Origin of the sequence: Escherichia sp. E4930 (assembly GCF_005845405.1) — a bacterium.
GTDB lineage: Bacteria > Pseudomonadota > Gammaproteobacteria > Enterobacterales > Enterobacteriaceae > Escherichia.
The window spans coordinates 1-19,301 of record NZ_VCDZ01000004.1; the positions used below are offsets into that span (position 1 = coordinate 1).

Genomic DNA, 19,301 nt, shown 5'->3' on the forward strand with positions numbered 1-19,301 from the left:
TGGCTGTTCGCCATTTAARGTGGTACGCGAGCTGGGTTTAGACGTCGTGAGACAGTTCGGTCCCTATCTGCCGTGGGCGCTGGAGAACTGAGGGGGGCTGCTCCTAGTACGAGAGGACCGGAGTGGACGCATCACTGGTGTTCGGGTTGTCATGCCAATGGCACTGCCCGGTAGCTAAATGCGGAAGAGATAAGTGCTGAAAGCATCTAAGCACGAAACTTGCCCCGAGATGAGTTCTCCCTGACTCCTTGAGAGTCCTGAAGGAACGTTGAAGACGACGACGTTGATAGGCCGGGTGTGTAAGCGCAGCGATGCGTTGAGCTAACCGGTACTAATGAACCGTGAGGCTTAACCTTACAACGCCGAAGATGTTTTGGCGGATGAGACATCAATAAGTAAGCTTGATAACAGATTAGATTAACCGGCGTAAGCGGGTTAATAAAACAGAATTTGCCTGGCGGCCGTAGCGCGGTGGTCCCACCTGACCCCATGCCGAACTCAGAAGTGAAACGCCGTAGCGCCGATGGTAGTGTGGGGTTTCCCCATGCGAGAGTAGGGAACTGCCAGGCATCAAATAAAACAAAAGGCTCAGTCGGAAGACTGGGCCTTTTGTTTTATCTGTCGTCCGTCCTGAATAGCGTAGGCCGTAAAAACCACCTGATGTGGTTCTGACTAAGAAATAAAAACCCTATCATTCCCTTGTATACGCCAGATGCTCGCCCATTTCCATACGACAACCTCACCTGAAATCCTTCCTGGTCATCCAGAATAATCATTCCCCTGCTAACTAAATTCGCAGTTATGGTTGCATAAACATCAGTAACAAATGTATAACATTCGTCTTACTAAATAATAAACAACATTGGCCGACAAAAGCATCGGATTATGGCAGGAGAAATATTGGCATGGCAGAAAGCACTGTAACGGCAGACGGCAAACTGACAAGTAGTGATACTCGTCGCCGCATCTGGGCAATAGTAGGGGCCTCTTCAGGTAATCTGGTCGAGTGGTTCGATTTTTATGTCTACTCATTCTGTTCCCTCTACTTCGCCCACATCTTCTTCCCTTCTGGTAACACTACCACTCAGTTACTGCAAACAGCCGGTGTTTTTGCTGCGGGCTTTCTGATGCGTCCAATAGGGGGCTGGCTATTTGGACGCATAGCCGATAAACATGGTCGTAAAAAATCAATGTTGTTATCGGTGTGTATGATGTGTTTCGGATCTCTGGTTATCGCCTGCCTCCCAGGTTATGAAACTATCGGTACCTGGGCTCCGGCATTATTGCTTCTCGCGCGTTTATTCCAGGGATTATCCGTTGGTGGAGAATATGGCACCAGCGCCACCTATATGAGTGAAGTTGCTGTTGAAGGGCGCAAAGGGTTCTATGCTTCGTTCCAGTACGTCACGCTAATTGGCGGTCAGTTGCTGGCCTTACTGGTGGTGGTTGTTCTACAACATACTATGGAAGATTCTGCTCTTAGAGCGTGGGGATGGCGCATTCCCTTTGCGTTAGGAGCGGTGTTAGCCGTTGTGGCTTTGTGGTTACGTCGTCAGTTAGATGAAACTTCGCAACAAGAAACGCGAGCTTTAAAAGAAGCGGGCTCAATGAAAGGGTTATGGCGCAATCGCCGTGCATTCATCATGGTTCTCGGCTTCACTGCTGCGGGTTCTCTTTGTTTCTATACCTTTACCACCTATATGCAGAAATATCTGGTGAATACTGCGGGAATGCACGCTAACGTAGCAAGCGGCATTATGACTGCGGCATTGTTTGTATTTATGCTCATTCAACCGCTCATTGGCGCGCTGTCAGATAAGATTGGACGCCGAACCTCAATGTTATGCTTTGGCTCTTTGGCCGCTATTTTTACCGTCCCCATACTATCAGCATTACAGAACGTCTCCTCTCCTTATGCCGCTTTTGGTCTGGTGATGTGCGCCCTGCTGATAGTGAGTTTCTATACATCAATCAGTGGAATACTGAAGGCTGAGATGTTCCCGGCGCAGGTTCGCGCATTAGGTGTTGGTCTGTCATATGCGGTCGCCAATGCTATATTTGGTGGTTCGGCGGAGTACGTAGCGTTGTCGCTGAAATCGATAGGAATGGAAACGGCATTCTTCTGGTATGTGACATTGATGGCCGTGGTAGCGTTTCTGGTTTCTTTGATGCTGCACCGCAAAGGAAAGGGGATGCGTCTTTAGTGATGCGCTATTTGCCAGACGGTATAGCCGGTAGTTGCACCGGCGATATCCCAGGCAAAATCCTTCCAGCTCCAGCCGCTCCCCTCAGGGTGGCTATCCCAAAGCTCTTTTGACGCTCCCAGCCCTACAGAGAACATCAGCCCGAACATCGCGCTGCGGTCGCGACTCATCCCCTGATGTTGCGCGTATTCATTTCCTGCGGCGGAAAGCATCGCCGAGGCGATAAAGTGTTGAGCTTTATCCTGCCCCTGCCAGCTATCGTTAGCCATGTGGCTGCAACCAGAAAGTAACAATAGCAAACAGATAAAAAGAATACGCAACGCGGCCTCCAAAAAACAAACCCCGTACAGGACGGGGTTCAGATTACAGGATACGGCTAATTAATCGGTCGATGCGGATGCGGCGCAAACGGCGGATAAGTTTGCGAACCTTTACCGGATAATCGGCAATACTTTGCAGATCGCGGTAGTGCTTAACAATGGTGGTATGCTCGCGGATCAGCTCCAGTTCTTTCTCTCGCTGTGGCGCAAGCTCCAGTTGTGGATCGTGGATCAAAATGGCGTTTTCCAGATCCAGACGCCAGGCGCGTGGATTCAGGTTATTACCGGTTATCAGCATCCACTTATCATCAACCCACATTCCTTTCAGGTGATAAGTATTATCGTCATCTTTCCACAAACGGACCACTAACTGGTCAGTATTGACGTAATACTGCAAACGACTCAGGAAGCGACGCAAATTAATCTCATAAAGATAAGGCAACGCGCCAATTATCTTGAATGGTTCATCTTCCGGAATGTAGAAGTCGTTCGCGGTTTTATCACCAACGATAATTTCGACCTTTTTCCCTTCACGCAGCAACTGGATGATATTGCGCACCAGGATTGCCGGCAGGTTGAAGTATGGCGTACAGATAGTCAGTTTCTGTTCTGCACAGGGCATCAGATGGAAAATGGTCTTGTTCAACAGACTCGATTTCCCCAGACCCACCAACGGCGTAACGGAAAGTTGATCGTTGTCGGCATCTCCCTGGAAATGATAAGCGGCATCACGCAACTCCTGGCGGAACAGGCGAATGTCGTTCTTGATTTCCGGGCTTTTTGGGCGATGTTCATCATCCAGACGGTTAACACCGCGACCATTCATAATATTCTGCGTAACCCATTCAAACATAATGTCTGACATCTTGCGGTTACGAATCAGATGGTAACGGTCGTAACGGTATTTATCGTGCTGATGCAAATAAACATCGTTCAGGCTGGCACCGCTATAAAGTACGCTATCGTCGATGATAAAGCCTTTAAAATGCAGAACGCCCAGGGCTTCACGGGTATTGATGGGTACGCCATAAACCGGAACATCTACGCCCGGATTTTCCTGCGCCATGCGGCAGTACCAGTCAGCATTAGTGTTAGATGCCGCAGCGCCAATGCGTCCACGTTGCGCACGATGCCAGTCGACCAGCACCCGCACATCCAGTTCCGGACGCTGCCGTTTAGCCTCATATAGTGCGCTCAGAATGCCTTTGCCACCATCATCCTGTTCGAGATACAGGGCGACAATGCAAATGCGCTGCTTCGCGCTGGCTATTTTTTCCAGCAGCGTCTCCCGGAAGTCGGCGGGAGCGTAAAAGAAATCGACATCATCAACTGATTGAGAAATCTTGGGTAGTTGGGCAAGGTGTTGTTGATGTTTATTACGCTTAAATTTTGACAACATCACAGTGCATTTCTTCTCTGTTCATTGAAGGGTCCTCTGTGCAATGCAGACGACATAAGCGGGCAATAATAACACCAGTCCCGATTAAGTGGTCAACATTTCCAGTACCTTACTCATGATTCCTCGCGCTGGGCAAGATTTAGCGTAAGCCCAACGATCCCCTCTTCGAGCTGGATATCGACGTTAAACCCGAGCTTGCGGGCCAGCGCCACCATGCCACGATTGTTTGGCATCGTAATACCATTCAGACGTTGCAGTCCGTGATCTCGCGTATAGGTAATCAACTTTTCCATTAAGCGTCGACCTAAGCCTAACCCTTTGAGATCCGAGCGAACCAGTACAGCAAATTCGGCATCGATGTTATCAGGATCGGAAATCGCACGCGTGACGCCGAGGATCTCTTCCGTTTGATCAATACGTCGCACCGCCACAAACGCCATTTCCCGATCGTAGTCGATCTGCGTCATGTTAGCTAAATCTTCATGGGTGAATTCGTTGATCTCGCTAAAGTAGCGATAATAAAGATCTTCTTTAGTGACTCGTGAAATGAATTGCTGAAGCTGTGGCTCATCTTCTGGCAAAATCGGGCGAAACAAGCAGTGTTCGCCATTTTTCAATTCCACCCACTCTTCCAGCTGATGTGGGTACGGGCGCACTGCCAGCCGACTCTCGCTATCGCCTTCAAACGGCGCGATATCCAGCGTGACATCCAGCGCGGTAAATTCACTGCCAGAAGCCAGCAAAGGATGAATATCCAGACGCTGAATTTCCGGGCAATCGACAATCAAGTTGGAAACCTGCACCAGAAGCTGGCTCAAGCCTGTAACATCCAATGGACGCAGTGCACTGCGCGCACGAATCTTTTTACTTTTTATTCCCTGAATGACCAGATAACGGGCCAGGTTCATGTTCAGCGGCGGTAATGCGACGACGGCTTGATCTTCTGGACGCCACTCCACACCGCCTTCACCCAGCATGATCAACGGTCCGAAAACGGGATCCTGCTCGACCACTACCCGCAACTCCTGGGCGCCAGCACGGTTAGCCATACTTTGCACCAGCAGACCGTGGATCCGCGCCTGCGGCCAGGCCATTTTTACGCGATCGAAAATAGCGTTCGCGGCTTGCTGGACTTCATTGGCTGTACGCAGGTAGAGCATGACACCTTGAACTTCCGATTTATGTGGAATATCCGGCGAGCGTAATTTCAGCGCCACCGGATAACCAATCTGTTCAGCAATATGCACCGCTTCGGTACTATCGCTGGCAATCCAGGTGGGAAGCGTGTTCATGCCATACGCTTGCAGGATTGGCTGTACTTCATGGGTATCGAGTGACGTTGCCCCTTCGGCAATCGCCTGTTGCAACAGAAGATGCGCTTCTGCGGTATTAGAGGTCAGATTGCTGGGCAGTGCCGGCGTTTCGCGTAGTTGCTTCTGGTTACGTCGGTACTCCACCATGTGCATAAAAGCGGTGATGGTTCCTTCCGGGGTGCGGTAGGTCGGCAGCCCGGCTTCGCTGAATAATCGTCGTGCCTCTTGCGAGGAGTGTTCGCCGCACCAGTTCGTCAGCAGAGAGACATACTTGCTGCGAGGGTGATGCTTTACTGCTTCAATTAATGCCAGTGCGCTTTCTGTGGCGGGAGCAGCAGCACTGGGCGAATGAATAACCATCAGCGCATCAAAATCCTGGCTGTGGAGCAGAATATCCAGCGTTTTAATATAGTGCTCACTGCTGGCGTCATCGCGCAGATCGAGCGGGTTAGAGATTACTACATGTTCTGGCAGCGCATCGCGTAGTTTCTGGCAGGTTTCTTCGCTTAGCGTTGCCAGCTTTCCATTGCGCGACCATAAGGCATCCAGCGCCAGCGCAGCTGGCGCTGCACCGTTGCTGATAATCATCAGTCGGTCGCCACGCAATGGGCGCATATGGCTAAGGGTTTCCACTGCCGAAAACAGTTCGTGAGTGTCCTGCACTCGTAATAAACCGGCACGCTGAATAGCTGCATCCCATGCCGGGTCCATTCCTGCCGTCGTGTTGAGCAGTCGCTGTGCTGCCGGGCTACGTCCGCTTTTAATTACCAGAATCGGTTTATTACGCGAGGCACTACGGGCCGCCGAAACAAAGCGTCGCGCGTCGCTTAACTGTTCGAGATAGAGCAGGATGGCGCTGGTTTTACTGTCGCGCGCCAGATAGTCGAGCAATTCATCAACGTCGATATCCAGGCTGTCGCCGAGCGCAATAAAGTAGGAAAAGCCCATCTCACGCTGTTGCGCCCAGTCGAGGATGGTGTTGGAGACGGCAGCCGATTGCGAAATAAACGCCAGCTTGCCGCGTTTAATCGGCACAGGCGAAAAGCTGGCATTCAGACCTTGCCACGGCGCCAGTAATCCCAGACTGTTTGGTCCAAGCAGGCGCATGTTATGGCGCTGGGCGCAGGCGCGGAGATCTTCGTGTTGCGATGTCGGGGCAGAAAGAATAATGCAGGTTTTACAGCCTTTTTCGCCGAGTTCTTCCAGAAGCGCCAGATTGCGGCTGGCATTGGTACACAGCACAGCAAGGTCGGGCGTAAATGGCAGACTGGCGATATCCGGCCAGGCCAGTACGCCTTGTACCGCTTTCCAGGCCGGCGTCACCGGTAACACCGGTCCGTTAAAGCCTCCCGCCAGCAGGTTACGCATCATCAGGTAACCTGCGCGATTGGGTTTCATCGATGCGCCAATTACCGCAATCGATTTTGGTCGCAGTAGTGCTTCCAGTCCTCGCTGACTCATACCGGTCTCCCGCAGAAGTGACCGAATGATTTTAAACGCTTTCTAACTGTTCTGCTGTGATGCTACCCAGATGTTGCGTTTTTCCTACCAGATAGCGTGTTTTAAAGCGAGTGAAATGCTCGCCTAAGCTGGCCGCAGCCCCGGTATCGCCCGCCATATCTAAAAGTGCGATAGCCACTTCAGCGGTACAATATTGGCCTTCAGCCTGGGCTTCACGCAGGCGATAGGCAGAAAGCCGGGAAAGATCGACGGAAATGACGGGGAGATTATCCAGATACGGACTTTTACGAAACATCTTGCGCGCTTCCGGCCAGGTGCCATCGAGCATGATAAACAGCGGTGGCTTACCGGAAGGCGGGGTGAAGATCACTTCCCGTTGCTCATCAGCATATGAGGCGGGAAAGACCACCATTGGCTGATAGTTCGGGTTTTGTACCAGATCCAGCAAATCTTGCGAGGGTTCGGTACGCGACCATTGAAACGCAACGGTATCAGGCAAAATATCAGCAATCAGACGCCCGGTGTTACTTGGCTTCATTGGCTCGGTGTCGAACATCAGCAAACAGAAGCGACTTTTTGCTTCCGCTGGCGTGATTGTCGAACAGAGACATAATTTCTCTGGCAAAAGACAGCGTTGGCAGCGACGAACGCGATTACCGCGGGCAAGAAAAGGACGTGTTGCGCGCGCAATACGTTCGGCGCGTAACTGGAGAACAGCGTTTTCGGTCATAAGAGAGCGTCGAAAAAACGCCATTGTCGCAGAGGAGAAAACGGGGCACAAGATGCGCCCCGGTAAGATTAAAGAGATTCGTTCAACCAGCTATCGAATGGCGCTTTCGGCACTGCGCCATTAAGCATGTCGACGACCTGACCGTTTTTGAAAATCATGATCGTCGGAATACTGCGAATACCAAAGCGGCTGCTTAATTCACGTTCAGCTTCGGTATTCACTTTCACAAAGCGCACTTTACCGCTACGCTCTTGCGCAACATCTTCAAAAATGGGCGCGAAGTTACGGCAGGGGCCGCACCACGGCGCCCAGAAGTCGATCACCACAGGTAGATCATCTTTCAGCAATTTGTCGAGCGTTTCACCGGTCGCATTAATCACCTCTCCGTCAAACAAGTCGTGACCGCAGCGTCCGCATTTTGCCGCATCTTCGATCCGATCGTCGGGAATGCGATTGATGGCCTGACAATGGGTACAAACGGTATTCATAACTAACCTCGGGATGAGTAAGGAGACTTATCGGCAACGACGCCGGTATGTTTCTAATATGTTACATATTATCGGGGACATTGTTCCAGACAACAATCTGTTTTATTCAATGGGTATGATAGACGCAGGCTTTGGTACGAAATCATGGCGAACCGCGCGGACTTCGGGTAATCTGCGCGCTTCGCGCAGCGCTGGTGGAGAAAAGCATGAACGATGAAATGAAAGGTAAAAGCGGCAAGGTCAAAGTGATGTATGTCCGCAGTGATGATGATTCTGATAAACGTACCCATAACCCGCGTACAGGGAAAGGGGGCGGGCGTCCAGGAAAATCTCGTGCCGACGGTGGCCGTCGCCCCGCCCGCGATGACAAACAGAGTCAGCCCCGTGACCGCAAGTGGGAAGAGTCGCCGTGGCGCACAGTTTCCCGCGCGCCTGGTGATGATGCGCCGGAAAAGGCCGATCACGGTGGCATCAGTGGTAAAAGTTTTATTGATCCGGAAGTTTTGCGTCGTCAGCGTGCGGAAGAAACCCGCGTCTACGGCGAAAACGCATGTCAGGCACTTTTCCAGAGCCGTCCGGAAGCAATTGTTCGCGCCTGGTTTATCCAGAGCGTAACGCCACGTTTTAAAGAAGCATTGCGCTGGATGGCGGCAAACCGCAAAGCGTACCATGTGGTGGATGAAGCGGAACTGACAAAAGCGTCAGGCACGGAACATCACGGCGGCGTGTGCTTCCTGATCAAAAAGCGTAACGGTACAACCGTGCAGCAGTGGGTAAGCCAGGCAGGCGCGCAGGATTGTGTACTGGCGCTGGAAAACGAATCTAACCCGCATAACCTGGGCGGCATGATGCGTAGCTGCGCGCACTTCGGCGTGAAAGGCGTTGTGGTGCAGGATGCGGCACTGCTGGAGTCTGGTGCGGCTATCCGTACCGCAGAAGGCGGCGCAGAGCACGTTCAGCCGATTACTGGTGACAACATTGTTGACGTGTTGGATGATTTCCGTCAGGCGGGCTACACCGTGGTGACCACTTCCAGCGAGCAAGGTAAACCGCTGTTCAAAACCAGTCTGCCAGAAAAAATGGTGCTGGTGCTGGGGCAGGAATATGAAGGGTTACCGGATGCCGCACGCGATCCGAACGATTTGCGCGTGAAGATTGACGGTACTGGCAACGTTGCTGGACTGAATATTTCTGTCGCAACTGGCGTTCTGCTTGGCGAATGGTGGCGTCAGAATAAAGCCTGATAAATCAGCCGGGTGGCAACTCTGCCATCCGGCATTTTCCCGCAAATTTACTCACTCTCTGCCGGTAATACTGGCATCCAGTCAATCGGCGTCTCGCCACGTTGTTCCAGCCACTGATTTGCCAGCACAAAATGGTTACAGCCAAAGAATCCACGATGCGCAGAAAGCGGTGACGGATGCGGTGCTTTAAGTACGTGATGGCGTTGCTTATCTATAATCGCCCCTTTCTTTTGCGCATGAGATCCCCACAACAAAAACACCACGCCTTCGCGATGCTGATTTATGAGGCTGATGACTTTATCAGTAAACGTCTCCCAACCGAGGCTGGCGTGGGAATGCGCCTGACCTGCGCGTACCGTCAATACGGTATTGAGCAGCAGAACGCCCTGACGCGCCCAGCTTTCGAGATAGCCATGCGCCGGGCGGGTAAAGCCTGGAACGGTGTTTTCCAGCTCTTTATACATATTCAGTAATGATGGCGGAGTGGGGATACCGGGGCGAACAGAAAACGCCAGGCCGTGAGCCTGTCCGGGGCCGTGATAAGGATCCTGGCCGAGAATCACGACTTTGACATCGCCTAACTCGGTAAAACGAAAGGCGTTAAAGACATCTTTTTGTGGCGGATAGATAGTGATGCCGGATTGCCGCTCGCTGGCGACGGTCTGAAGGGTATTAAGAAAATAGGGTTGTTGCTTCTCTTCAGCCAGCACGTCATGCCAGGTTAATTCGTTAGCCATCTCGCTCTCCTGCGAATCTTCAATCCGCCTAGCTTAACTGCTTCTTTCTACAGAACAAAATCAAGCTCATTTTATAGACATAATCGACTGTAAAAAAATGTAAATTGGTAAAATTTCACACCCGCATAAGTTGATGTAAAACAATAAAATCCACTTATCGCTACACTTGATGTGTGTTTTTTATTGATTTAAATCAAAGAATCAGGGGTCTTTGAGGAGTATATATACACTCAAGCAACAATGGTTTTACCAATTGGCCGCGACAGGCTGAACAAATCAAATAATTTTGCCGGGGAGGCATCACATGATTACAGGTATCCAGATTACTAAAGCCGCTAACGACGATCTGCTGAACTCTTTCTGGCTGCTGGACAGCGAAAAAGGCGAAGCACGTTGCATCGTTGCGAAAGCAGGTTTTGCAGAAGACGAAGTGGTTGCAGTAAGCAAACTGGGTGACATTGAGTACCGTGAAGTTCCAGTAGAAGTTAAACCAGAAGTTCGCGTAGAAGGTGGTCAGCACCTGAACGTAAACGTTCTGCGTCGTGAAACTCTGGAAGATGCAGTTAAGCATCCGGAAAAATATCCGCAGCTGACCATCCGTGTATCCGGTTATGCAGTTCGCTTTAACTCTCTGACTCCGGAACAGCAGCGCGACGTTATCGCTCGTACCTTTACTGAAAGCCTGTAAGGCTTAAGTAGCAAGTTACTAAGCGGAAGAGGGCGACCTCTTCCGCTTTTTTTCATTAATAGAAAATGCGTACCGCGCAATAGACCAGCAACAGTGCCAGCACGATATTTAATTGGCGACCATACTGGCGAAACAATCGCTGAAACAGATGCCCCGCCAGCGCCCAGCACACATTGCCAAACGTCCCAATCATCGCCAGCAAAACGCTGACGCCAACTACCCAGCTTAACGCCTGCGTTTGCGGCAGGACAAACGTCGATAGTGCCGTAATGCCGTACAAAATGATTTTGACGTTCACAAACTGTAGCGCAAAGCTTGCCCAAAAGCTGATCGGTTTTGCCTGAAGCCCGTCTTCCTTTGTTGGGCTGGTAGCGATTTTCCACGCCAGCCAGACAATATATGCCGCCCCCGCCCAACTCAACAGATGCACTGCTGCCGGGTCAATAACAGCCAGTGAAAACGAAATTCCCGCGCACAGTAGCATGACGATTAAAAATCCCAGACTCATCCCCGCCAGTACGCGGGTACTCTGACGAAACCCATGCGACGTGGCAGAACTAAGGGCGAGAATATTGTTTGGTCCTGGCGTGAGGGCAGTAATCAGGGTGTAGGTCCAAAAAGCACTTAAAAGGGTCGGTGTCACTTGTTATCTCCTCTGTTTTGGTAGACAGTACCCGACACAAAACATTTAAAAAAATGAATGTTTTCACATTCTAAATTCGATATTTTCGATAGGTTTGGGATTATGGATCTGCGCCGTTTTATTACCCTAAAAACCGTGGTGGAAGAGGGTTCTTTTTTGCGAGCTTCGCAAAAATTGTGTTGCACACAGTCGACGGTGACTTTTCATATTCAGCAGCTTGAGCAGGAGTTCTCAGTACAGTTATTTGAGAAAATTGGTCGACGAATGTGCCTTACCCGCGAAGGGAAAAAGCTGCTGCCGCACATCTATGAACTTACCAGAGTGATGGATACCCTTCGTGAGGCTGCCAAAAAGGAGTCGGATCCGGACGGGGAACTACGCGTTGTTTCGGGCGAAACGTTACTCTCTTACCGAATGCCGCAGGTGTTGCAGCGTTTTCGGCAACGCGCACCAAAAGTGCGTTTATCATTGCAGTCACTGAACTGTTACGTGATTCGTGATGCACTACTGAATGATGAGGCCGATGTCGGCGTCTTTTATCGCGTAGGGAATGATGATGCCCTGAACCGACGTGAGTTGGGTGAACAATCGCTGGTGCTGGTGGCTTCACCGCAAATTGCAGATGTCGATTTTACTGAGCCGGGAAGACATAACGCCTGTAGCTTTATTATCAATGAACCACAATGTGTCTTCCGGCAGATATTTGAGAGCACGCTGCGCCAGCGGCGGATCACGGTGGAAAACACCATTGAGCTTATAAGCATCGAAAGCATCAAACGTTGTGTCGCGGCGAATATCGGTGTCAGTTACTTGCCCCGCTTTGCGGTGGCAAAAGAGCTTGAGAGCGGAGAATTAATTGAATTGCCTTTTGGCGAACAGTCGCAGACCATTACGGCAATGTGCGCACACCATGCTGGAAAAGCGGTTAGCCCGGCGATGCACACTTTTATTCAGTGTGTTGAAGAGTGTTTTGTGGCTGGATAAAAAAATGCCGGGCTTAAACCCGGCATTATGATTACTCTTCTGTTGTTTGCGGTGGCACGCCCGTTCCGCTTGGTTTACGGCGCTTACCTATATTTTTGGTATCGCGATGGCGTTTTTTCACCCGCGGCTTCTCTTTCTCTTTAGCTTTTTTCTTCTCGGCGCGTTTTGCCAGTACTTTCTTCGATGGCTTGCCGGTCTGCTTCTCGCTTGGCGCACGCGTTTTCGGGCGTAACTCATCAATTACGCGAGCTTTAATCGGCTCTTCAATGTAACGGCCAACTTTGCCCAGCAGCAGATGGTCATGAGCTTCCACCAGCGAAATTGCGGTGCCTTTACGACCGGCGCGAGCGGTACGCCCGATACGGTGCAAATAAGTATCGCCACTGCGCGGCATATCGAAGTTAAAGACGTGGCTGACATCCGGAATGTCAATACCGCGTGCGGCAACGTCGGTTGCAACCAGCACGTTAACGCGACCTTCGGTCAGGCGTTTAATCGCTTCATTACGCTTGCCTTGTACCATCTCACCTTCGAGATAGCAGTTGTTGATGCCCGCTTCACGCAGCCAGTTTGCCAGCTCATGCACACGCTCACGCTTACGCACAAATACGATTGAGCGAGTCGCTTCAGGCTGTTTTAACAGATGCACCAGCAATGCGGTTTTATGCTCAAGATCATCGGCGCGGTAATACCACTGATGAATTTTTTTGCGCTCACGGGTAGACGGATTCGCAGAAACTTCCACCGGATCTTCCAGCAGACGCTCGGCAAAATCCTGAATCGCATCGCCTTCCAGCGTTGCGGAAAAGAGCAGGGTCTGTTTACGCCAGCGCGTTTCGCCAGCAATATGCTCGATATCCTGAGCGAAGCCCATATCCAGCATACGGTCAGCTTCGTCGAGGATCAGCGTTTCAACTGCGCGGCAATCGAAGTTCTCTTCTTTTATGTATTGCAGCAGACGTCCGGTCGTGGCGACCACGATGTCCTGGTTTTCGCTGAAAACTTCTGCGTGGTTCATATAGGCCACGCCGCCGGTGATAGTGGCGATATCCAGATGCGTATGTTTCGCCAGTTCGCGGGCATGATCGGCCACCTGCATCGCCAGCTCGCGAGTTGGGGTGAGGATCAAAATACGCGGCGGACCGGATTTCTTACGTGGGAAATCGAGCAGGTGCTGCAACGCTGGCAGCAGATACGCCGCCGTTTTACCGGTGCCTGTCGGCGCAGAACCGAGTACATCACGGCCATCGAGCGCAGGCGGAATGGCGGCAGCCTGAATGGCGGTCGGGCGAGTGAAACCTTTATCCTGGAGGGCTTCCAGCAGGCTTTCGTCGAGTTCAAGTTCGGAAAAAGTCGTTACAGTCATGTTCTACCTCTGTGTGGGGCGCTGATTATAGACGTTACGGCTGCAATCTTCATCTGTTTGTATGGATATCGCTTCTCAGGTATTGTTCTTACCCGGTGCTATCGCCGTTTTTTCAGCAAGGTTTCATTTACATGTCACAGTCTACATCCGTGCTTCGTCGTAATGGATTTACTTTTAAACAGTTTTTTGTCGGCCACGAACGATGTGCGATGAAAGTGGGAACGGATGGAATTTTGCTTGGCGCATGGGCTCCAGTGGCTGGGGTAAAACGCTGCCTTGATATCGGCACTGGTAGCGGGTTGTTGGCACTGATGCTGGCGCAGCGAACCGATGACAGTGTGATGATTGATGCAGTTGAACTGGAAAGTGAAGCTGCAGCTCAGGCGCAGGAGAATATTAACCAGTCTCCGTGGGCAGAGCGGATTAATGTCCATACGGCGGATATTCAGCAGTGGATCACACAGCAGACAGCACGCTTCGATTTAATCATCAGCAACCCGCCGTATTATCAGCAGGGAGTGGAGTGTGCGACACCGCAGCGGGAACAGGCGCGCTATACCACCACGCTGGATCATCAATCCTTGCTGACTTGCGCGGCAGAGTGCATTACCGAAGAGGGATTTTTCTGCGTGGTGTTGCCAGAGCAAATCGGTAATAGTTTTACGGAGCTGGCATTAAGCATGGGGTGGCATTTACGTGTGCGAACGGATGTGGCAGAAAACGAAGCGCGATTGCCGCATCGGGTGCTGCTGGCATTCTCCCCACTGGCGGGGGAGTGCTTTTGCGATCGCTTAGTCATTCGTGGGCCAGACCAGAACTATTCCGAAGCGTATACGGCGCTGACCCAGGCTTTTTATCTGTTTATGTAATGATTGACGGGGGAAAGGATCGATGGACCGGAATGCGTGAGCAGTTCCGGATAATCCAGCGTGAAATGCAACCCCCGACTTTCCTTACGCATCATTGCACAGCGAACAATCAACTCGGCAACCTGCACCAGATTACGCAGTTCCAGCAAATTATTTGATACGCGGAAGTGTGCGTAATATTCGTCTATTTCCTGTTGCAACATATTGATACGCCGCAGAGCGCGCTCAAGACGTTTTGTTGTGCGCACAATGCCGACGTAATCCCACATAAACAGGCGTAACTCGTGCCAGTTATGTTGAATCACCACCAGTTCGTCAGGATTCTCAACACGGCTTTCATCCCACGGCGGTAACGTACTGACGCCACGCGCATAAGGCATACGTTTTGTAATATCTTCCGCTGCCGACCAGCCATAAACCAGACACTCCAGCAAGGAGTTAGAGGCCATGCGGTTAGCACCATGTAAGCCCGTATAACTCACTTCGCCAATGGCATACAGGCCATCAACGTCCGTACGTCCATGATCGTCAACCATTACGCCGCCGCAGGTATAGTGCGCAGCAGGCACAATCGGCACCGGTTCTTTCGTGAGGTCAATACCCAACCCGAGCAACTTTTCATAGATCATCGGGAAATGCTGGCGAATAAATTCGGCGGGCTTATGGCTGATATCAAGGAACATACAATCCGCGCCGAGGCGTTTCATCTCATGGTCAATGGCGCGGGCGACAATATCGCGCGGGGCCAGTTCGCCGCGCTCATCAAAATCAGGCATAAAACGTGTGCCGTCCGGGCGTTTCAAATAAGCGCCTTCGCCGCGTAAGGCTTCCGTTAACAGGAAATTCCGTGCCTGTGAGTGATACAGCGCGGTAGGGTGAAACTGATTAAATTCGAGATTGGCGACCCGGCAGCCTGCGCGCCACGCCATAGCAATGCCATCGCCAGAAGAAATATCCGGATTGGTGGTGTACTGATAAACCTTCGACGCGCCGCCAGTTGCCAGCACCACCGCTTTAGCATGGCAAGTTTCCACGGTTTCTTTATTACGGTTCCACACCCACGCGCCGACAACCCGTCGCGTTCCAGGCAGACCAATCTTGTCAGAAACTATCAGATCAACCGCATTGCTGCGTTCCAGCACTCGAATATTCGGATGGTTCTGCGCCTTGCTCACCAGCGTGGTTTCTACTTCTCTACCAGTGGCATCGGCAGCATGAAGAATACGACGGTGACTATGCCCACCTTCACGAGTCAGATGATAGCTTTCTTCGCCATTTGGCTGCACATGGGTATCAAACAACACTCCCTGATCGATTAGCCATTGCACGCAGGAACGCGCGTTGCTGGCGACAAACTCAACCGCATGGCGATCGCAAATACCGGCGCCAGCAATTAATGTATCTTCCACATGCGAGTCAATGCTGTCAGTTTCATCAAACACGGCGGCGATTCCGCCCTGGGCATAAAATGTTGAGCCTTCCGTTACCGGGCCTTTGCTAAGAACGATGACCTGATGCTGGTCAGCCAGACGTAGTGCCAGTGAAAGCCCGGCTGCGCCGCTACCGATAATCAGCACATCACAAGAATGTTCAGGAAGAGTATTCATTTTGTTTGTTTAATTTACTAAACACAGTTTGGTCAGCATAGCATCACGTTGTGTAATTAAACACCTGCTATTTTAATATTTGTTACAATGGCTAAACAGGGAGATCCTGGACGGTGGAAAAAAGAGAAGTTGCTTACTGGCGGAGGATTAGGTGGTGAAATAAAAAGGCCGTTGGGGTACTCTTCAGGCAGTTAAATGGGCATTTCTACACAGATAATGCGATGTTCAGATTCTGTAGACTTATAATGATAGATAATGATCCGTCTACAGCATGACAAACAAAAACAGATGCGTTACGGAACTTTACAAAAACGAGACACTCTAACGTTTTGCTTGCTCAAATTGCAGCTAATGGAGTGGCGTTTCGATAGCGCGTGGAAATTTGGTTTGGGGAGACTTTACCTCGGATGAGCGAGCAGTTAACGGACCAGGTCCTGGTTGAACGGGTCCAGAAGGGAGATCAGAAAGCTTTTAACTTACTGGTAGTGCGCTATCAGCATAAAGTGGCGAGTCTGGTTTCCCGCTATGTGCCGTCGGGTGATGTTCCCGATGTGGTACAAGAAGCTTTTATTAAAGCCTATCGTGCGCTGGATTCGTTCCGGGGAGATAGTGCTTTTTATACATGGCTGTATCGGATCGCTGTAAATACAGCGAAAAATTACCTGGTTGCTCAGGGGCGTCGTCCACCTTCCAGTGATGTGGATGCCATTGAAGCAGAAAACTTCGAAAGTGGCGGCGCGCTGAAAGAAATTTCGAACCCTGAGAACTTAATGTTGTCAGAAGAACTGAGACAGATAGTTTTCCGAACTATTGAGTCCCTCCCGGAAGATTTACGCATGGCAATAACCTTGCGGGAGCTGGATGGCCTGAGCTATGAAGAGATAGCCGCTATCATGGATTGTCCGGTAGGTACGGTGCGTTCACGTATCTTCCGAGCGAGGGAAGCTATTGATAACAAAGTTCAACCGCTTATCAGGCGTTGACGATAGCGGGATACTGGATAAGGGTATTAGGCATGCAGAAAGAACAACTTTCCGCTTTAATGGATGGCGAAACGCTGGATAGTGAGCTGCTTAACGAACTGGCTCACAACCCGGAAATGCAGAAAACCTGGGAAAGCTATCACTTAATCCGTGACTCTATGCGGGGTGATACTCCTGAGTTGCTTCATTTCGATATCTCATCGCGCGTGATGGCCGCCATTGAAGAAGAGCCAGTTCGTCAACCGACGATATTGATCCCAGAGGCCCAGCCTGCTCCGCATCAATGGCAGAAAATGCCATTCTGGCAGAAAGTACGTCCATGGGCGGCACAGCTTACCCAAATGGGCGTAGCGGCATGTGTATCGCTTGCAGTTATCGTTGGCGTCCAGCACTATAATGGACAATCTGAAACGTCCCAGCAGCCCGAAACACCGGTATTCAATACTCTGCCGATGATGGGGAAAGCCAGTCCGGTAAGTCTGGGAGTACCTTCTGAAGCGACCGCAAACAATGGTCAACAGCAGCAGGTACAGGAGCAGCGTCGTCGCATTAATGCCATGTTGCAGGATTACGAACTGCAACGTCGACTCCACTCCGAACAGCTTCAGTTTGAGCAGGCACAAACACAGCAAGCCGCTGTACAGGTGCCAGGAATTCAAACTTTAGGAACGCAATCGCAGTAATGAAGCAACTTTGGTTTGCCATGTCATTAGTGACAGGTAGCCTGTTATTCTCTGCTAACGCCTCGGCCACTCCCGCGTCCGGGGCGTTATTACAGCAGATGAACCTGGCTAGCCAGTCACTGAATTACGAGCTGTCATTCATCAGCATCAATAAACAGGGTGTTGAGTCTCTGCGTTATCGACATGCACGCCTCGATAACCGTCCGCTTGCTCAGTTGTTGCAAATGGATGGCCCGCGCCGGGAAGTGGTACAGCGCGGCAATGAAATCAGCTACTTTGAGCCGGGCCTTGAACCGTTTACTCTTAATGGCGATTACATTGTTGATTCTCTGCCATCGCTCATTTATACCGATTTCAAACGCCTTTCTCCTTACTACGACTTTATCTCCGTGGGACGCACGCGTATTGCTGATCGTCTTTGCGAAGTCATTCGCGTGGTTGCTCGTGATGGCACACGCTACAGCTACATTGTGTGGATGGACACCGAATCGAAATTACCGATGCGGGTTGATCTCCTTGATCGCGATGGTGAAACGCTGGAACAATTTCGCGTGATTGCGTTTAACGTCAATCAGGATATCAGCAGCAGTATGCAGACGCTGGCGAAGGCAAATTTGCCGCCGTTGCTTTCTGTTCCTGTAGGTGAAAAAGCCAAATTCAACTGGACTCCAACCTGGTTGCCGCAGGGGTTTAGCGAAGTCTCCAGTAGCCGACGCCCGTTGCCCACGATGGACAATATGCCCATCGAATCACGTCTCTATTCCGACGGCTTGTTCAGCTTCTCGGTAAACGTTAACCGCGCGACGCCATCGAGCACCGATCAGATGTTGCGTACCGGACGCCGAACAGTCAGCACCAGCATACGTGACAACGCGGAAATCACTATTGTTGGTGAACTACCGCCGCAAACGGCGAAACGCATTGCCGAGAACATTAAGTTCGGGGCCGCACAATGATCAAAGAGTGGGCTACCGTCGTCGCCTGGCAAAACGGGCAGGCGCTGGTCAGTTGTGATGTCAAAGCCTCATGCAGCAGCTGCGCTTCCCGCGCTGGCTGCGGCAGTCGCGTGTTGAATAAACTTGGTCCGCAAACCACACATACCATCGTCGTACCCTGTGATGAACCGTTAGTGCCGGGGCAAAAAGTCGAATTAGGAATCGCTGAAGGTAGCCTGCTTAGTTCCGCATTACTGGTTTATATGTCGCCACTGTTGGGATTATTCCTTGTTGCCTCGTTATTTCAGCTACTCTTTGCTTCAGACATCGCGGCGTTATGCGGCGCAATTCTTGGTGGCGTTGGTGGATTCCTGATTGCGCGCGGCTACTCGCGAAAGTTTGCTGCCCGGGCTGAATGGCAACCGATCATCTTAAGCGTGGCATTGCCGCCAGGCCTTGTGCGGTTTGAAACATCTTCGGAAGACGCGAGCCAGTGATTTCACTGGCTTTGTTGCATTTTGCATAACAAATGCGAGGACGTTTCCAGATACCACAATCCCTACGGTATGAACATTTCCTCGCCTCAATGTTGTAGTGTAGAATGCGGCCTTTCTATTAATACAGACGTTAAGCTCAGAACAGCGACT

The 19,301-nt window shown here is 51.1% G+C and carries 19 protein-coding genes and 2 rRNA genes; 12 read left to right on the forward strand and 9 right to left on the reverse strand.

Translation table 11 applies throughout. The features are described 5' to 3' along the window. From FFT88_RS06990 to kgtP, 3 genes are all read left to right on the forward strand, one after another. A 23S ribosomal RNA gene (locus tag FFT88_RS06990) occupies positions 1 to 356 on the forward strand; the annotation flags it as partial. Positions 357 to 453: 97 nt separating this feature from the next. Beyond that, a 5S ribosomal RNA gene (gene rrf / locus FFT88_RS06995) occupies positions 454 to 569 on the forward strand. 336 nt (positions 570 to 905) lie between these two features. Then, positions 906 to 2,204, forward strand: coding sequence for an alpha-ketoglutarate permease (kgtP, locus tag FFT88_RS07000; protein ID WP_135404505.1), 1,299 nt, complete (start codon positions 906 to 908; stop codon positions 2,202 to 2,204). On the opposite strand, the gene FFT88_RS07005 is transcribed toward kgtP, so the two are convergent. From FFT88_RS07005 to trxC, 5 genes are all read right to left on the reverse strand, one after another. Beyond that, entirely contained in the window at positions 2,201 to 2,524 is a 324-nt protein-coding gene (locus FFT88_RS07005; RefSeq protein WP_135404506.1) for a YfiM family lipoprotein, read from the reverse strand. The two genes, kgtP and FFT88_RS07005, sit on opposite strands and share 4 nt — an antisense overlap. A gap of 43 nt (positions 2,525 to 2,567) precedes the next feature. Further along, on the reverse strand, positions 2,568 to 3,923 hold the full coding sequence (gene pssA, locus FFT88_RS07010) for a CDP-diacylglycerol--serine O-phosphatidyltransferase (protein WP_130214694.1): 1,356 nt from the start codon (positions 3,921 to 3,923) through the stop codon (positions 2,568 to 2,570). 113 nt (positions 3,924 to 4,036) lie between these two features. After that, positions 4,037 to 6,697, reverse strand: a complete 2,661-nt coding sequence (pat, locus tag FFT88_RS07015; RefSeq protein ID WP_135404507.1) for a protein lysine acetyltransferase — start codon at positions 6,695 to 6,697, stop codon at positions 4,037 to 4,039. A 31-nt stretch (positions 6,698 to 6,728) separates the two neighbouring features. Continuing rightward, positions 6,729 to 7,427, reverse strand: coding sequence for a tRNA-uridine aminocarboxypropyltransferase (gene tapT / locus FFT88_RS07020; protein ID WP_130258850.1), 699 nt, complete (start codon positions 7,425 to 7,427; stop codon positions 6,729 to 6,731). A 68-nt stretch (positions 7,428 to 7,495) separates the two neighbouring features. Continuing rightward, positions 7,496 to 7,915, reverse strand: a complete 420-nt coding sequence (gene trxC, locus FFT88_RS07025) for a thioredoxin TrxC (RefSeq protein WP_001098726.1) — start codon at positions 7,913 to 7,915, stop codon at positions 7,496 to 7,498. Between the two features lie 206 nt (positions 7,916 to 8,121). Here trxC and FFT88_RS07030 point away from each other — a divergent pair, with 206 nt between their 5' ends. After that, a complete protein-coding gene (locus FFT88_RS07030; RefSeq protein ID WP_130222059.1) occupies positions 8,122 to 9,159 on the forward strand; it encodes a tRNA/rRNA methyltransferase in 1,038 nt (345 codons plus the stop codon). 47 nt (positions 9,160 to 9,206) lie between these two features. Here FFT88_RS07030 and ung read toward each other — a convergent pair whose 3' ends face one another. After that, positions 9,207 to 9,896, reverse strand: coding sequence for a uracil-DNA glycosylase (ung, locus tag FFT88_RS07035; protein ID WP_130214686.1), 690 nt, complete (start codon positions 9,894 to 9,896; stop codon positions 9,207 to 9,209). 304 nt (positions 9,897 to 10,200) lie between these two features. Between ung and grcA the strand changes: the two genes are divergently transcribed. Continuing rightward, on the forward strand, positions 10,201 to 10,584 hold the full coding sequence (grcA, locus tag FFT88_RS07040) for an autonomous glycyl radical cofactor GrcA (protein WP_000627804.1): 384 nt from the start codon (positions 10,201 to 10,203) through the stop codon (positions 10,582 to 10,584). 55 nt (positions 10,585 to 10,639) lie between these two features. On the opposite strand, the gene eamB is transcribed toward grcA, so the two are convergent. Then, positions 10,640 to 11,227, reverse strand: a complete 588-nt coding sequence (gene eamB / locus FFT88_RS07045) for a cysteine/O-acetylserine transporter (RefSeq protein ID WP_130214681.1) — start codon at positions 11,225 to 11,227, stop codon at positions 10,640 to 10,642. A 102-nt stretch (positions 11,228 to 11,329) separates the two neighbouring features. Here eamB and FFT88_RS07050 point away from each other — a divergent pair, with 102 nt between their 5' ends. Further along, the gene (locus tag FFT88_RS07050; RefSeq protein ID WP_130214679.1) at positions 11,330 to 12,211 is read left to right on the forward strand and encodes a LysR family transcriptional regulator; all 882 of its coding nucleotides are present in this window, start codon (positions 11,330 to 11,332) and stop codon (positions 12,209 to 12,211) included. A gap of 31 nt (positions 12,212 to 12,242) precedes the next feature. Here FFT88_RS07050 and srmB read toward each other — a convergent pair whose 3' ends face one another. Next, positions 12,243 to 13,577: an ATP-dependent RNA helicase SrmB gene (gene srmB / locus FFT88_RS07055; RefSeq protein ID WP_000219193.1), complete on the reverse strand. Its 1,335-nt coding sequence runs from the start codon at positions 13,575 to 13,577 to the stop codon at positions 12,243 to 12,245. Between the two features lie 131 nt (positions 13,578 to 13,708). Between srmB and trmN the strand changes: the two genes are divergently transcribed. Next, a complete protein-coding gene (gene trmN, locus FFT88_RS07065) occupies positions 13,709 to 14,446 on the forward strand; it encodes a tRNA(1)(Val) (adenine(37)-N(6))-methyltransferase TrmN (RefSeq protein ID WP_135404509.1) in 738 nt (245 codons plus the stop codon). Here the strand turns inward: trmN and nadB are convergent. Then, positions 14,431 to 16,053 (reverse strand): L-aspartate oxidase, encoded by a 1,623-nt coding sequence (gene nadB, locus FFT88_RS07070; RefSeq protein ID WP_135404510.1) that lies wholly within the window; start codon positions 16,051 to 16,053, stop codon positions 14,431 to 14,433. The two genes, trmN and nadB, sit on opposite strands and share 16 nt — an antisense overlap. A gap of 255 nt (positions 16,054 to 16,308) precedes the next feature. Here nadB and rseD point away from each other — a divergent pair, with 255 nt between their 5' ends. From rseD to rseC, 5 genes are read left to right on the forward strand one after another with little or no spacing between them, the layout of a single operon-like run. Further along, a complete protein-coding gene (rseD, locus tag FFT88_RS07075; protein ID WP_064526141.1) occupies positions 16,309 to 16,464 on the forward strand; it encodes a rpoE leader peptide RseD in 156 nt (51 codons plus the stop codon). Next, complete coding sequence (gene rpoE, locus FFT88_RS07080; RefSeq protein WP_001295364.1) at positions 16,461 to 17,036, forward strand: RNA polymerase sigma factor RpoE; 576 nt, start codon at positions 16,461 to 16,463, stop codon at positions 17,034 to 17,036. Before rseD ends, rpoE begins: the two co-directional genes overlap by 4 nt. 32 nt (positions 17,037 to 17,068) lie before the next feature. Next, positions 17,069 to 17,719 carry an anti-sigma-E factor RseA gene (gene rseA, locus FFT88_RS07085; RefSeq protein WP_130260422.1) on the forward strand — a complete coding sequence of 217 codons (651 nt, stop codon included), beginning with the start codon at positions 17,069 to 17,071 and terminating at the stop codon, positions 17,717 to 17,719. Further along, on the forward strand, positions 17,719 to 18,675 hold the full coding sequence (gene rseB / locus FFT88_RS07090) for a sigma-E factor regulatory protein RseB (RefSeq protein WP_064526144.1): 957 nt from the start codon (positions 17,719 to 17,721) through the stop codon (positions 18,673 to 18,675). The genes rseA and rseB overlap by 1 nt, the downstream gene beginning before the upstream one ends. Next, the gene (rseC, locus tag FFT88_RS07095; protein ID WP_135404511.1) at positions 18,672 to 19,151 is read left to right on the forward strand and encodes a SoxR-reducing system protein RseC; all 480 of its coding nucleotides are present in this window, start codon (positions 18,672 to 18,674) and stop codon (positions 19,149 to 19,151) included. Before rseB ends, rseC begins: the two co-directional genes overlap by 4 nt. Positions 19,152 to 19,301 lie beyond the last annotated feature (150 nt).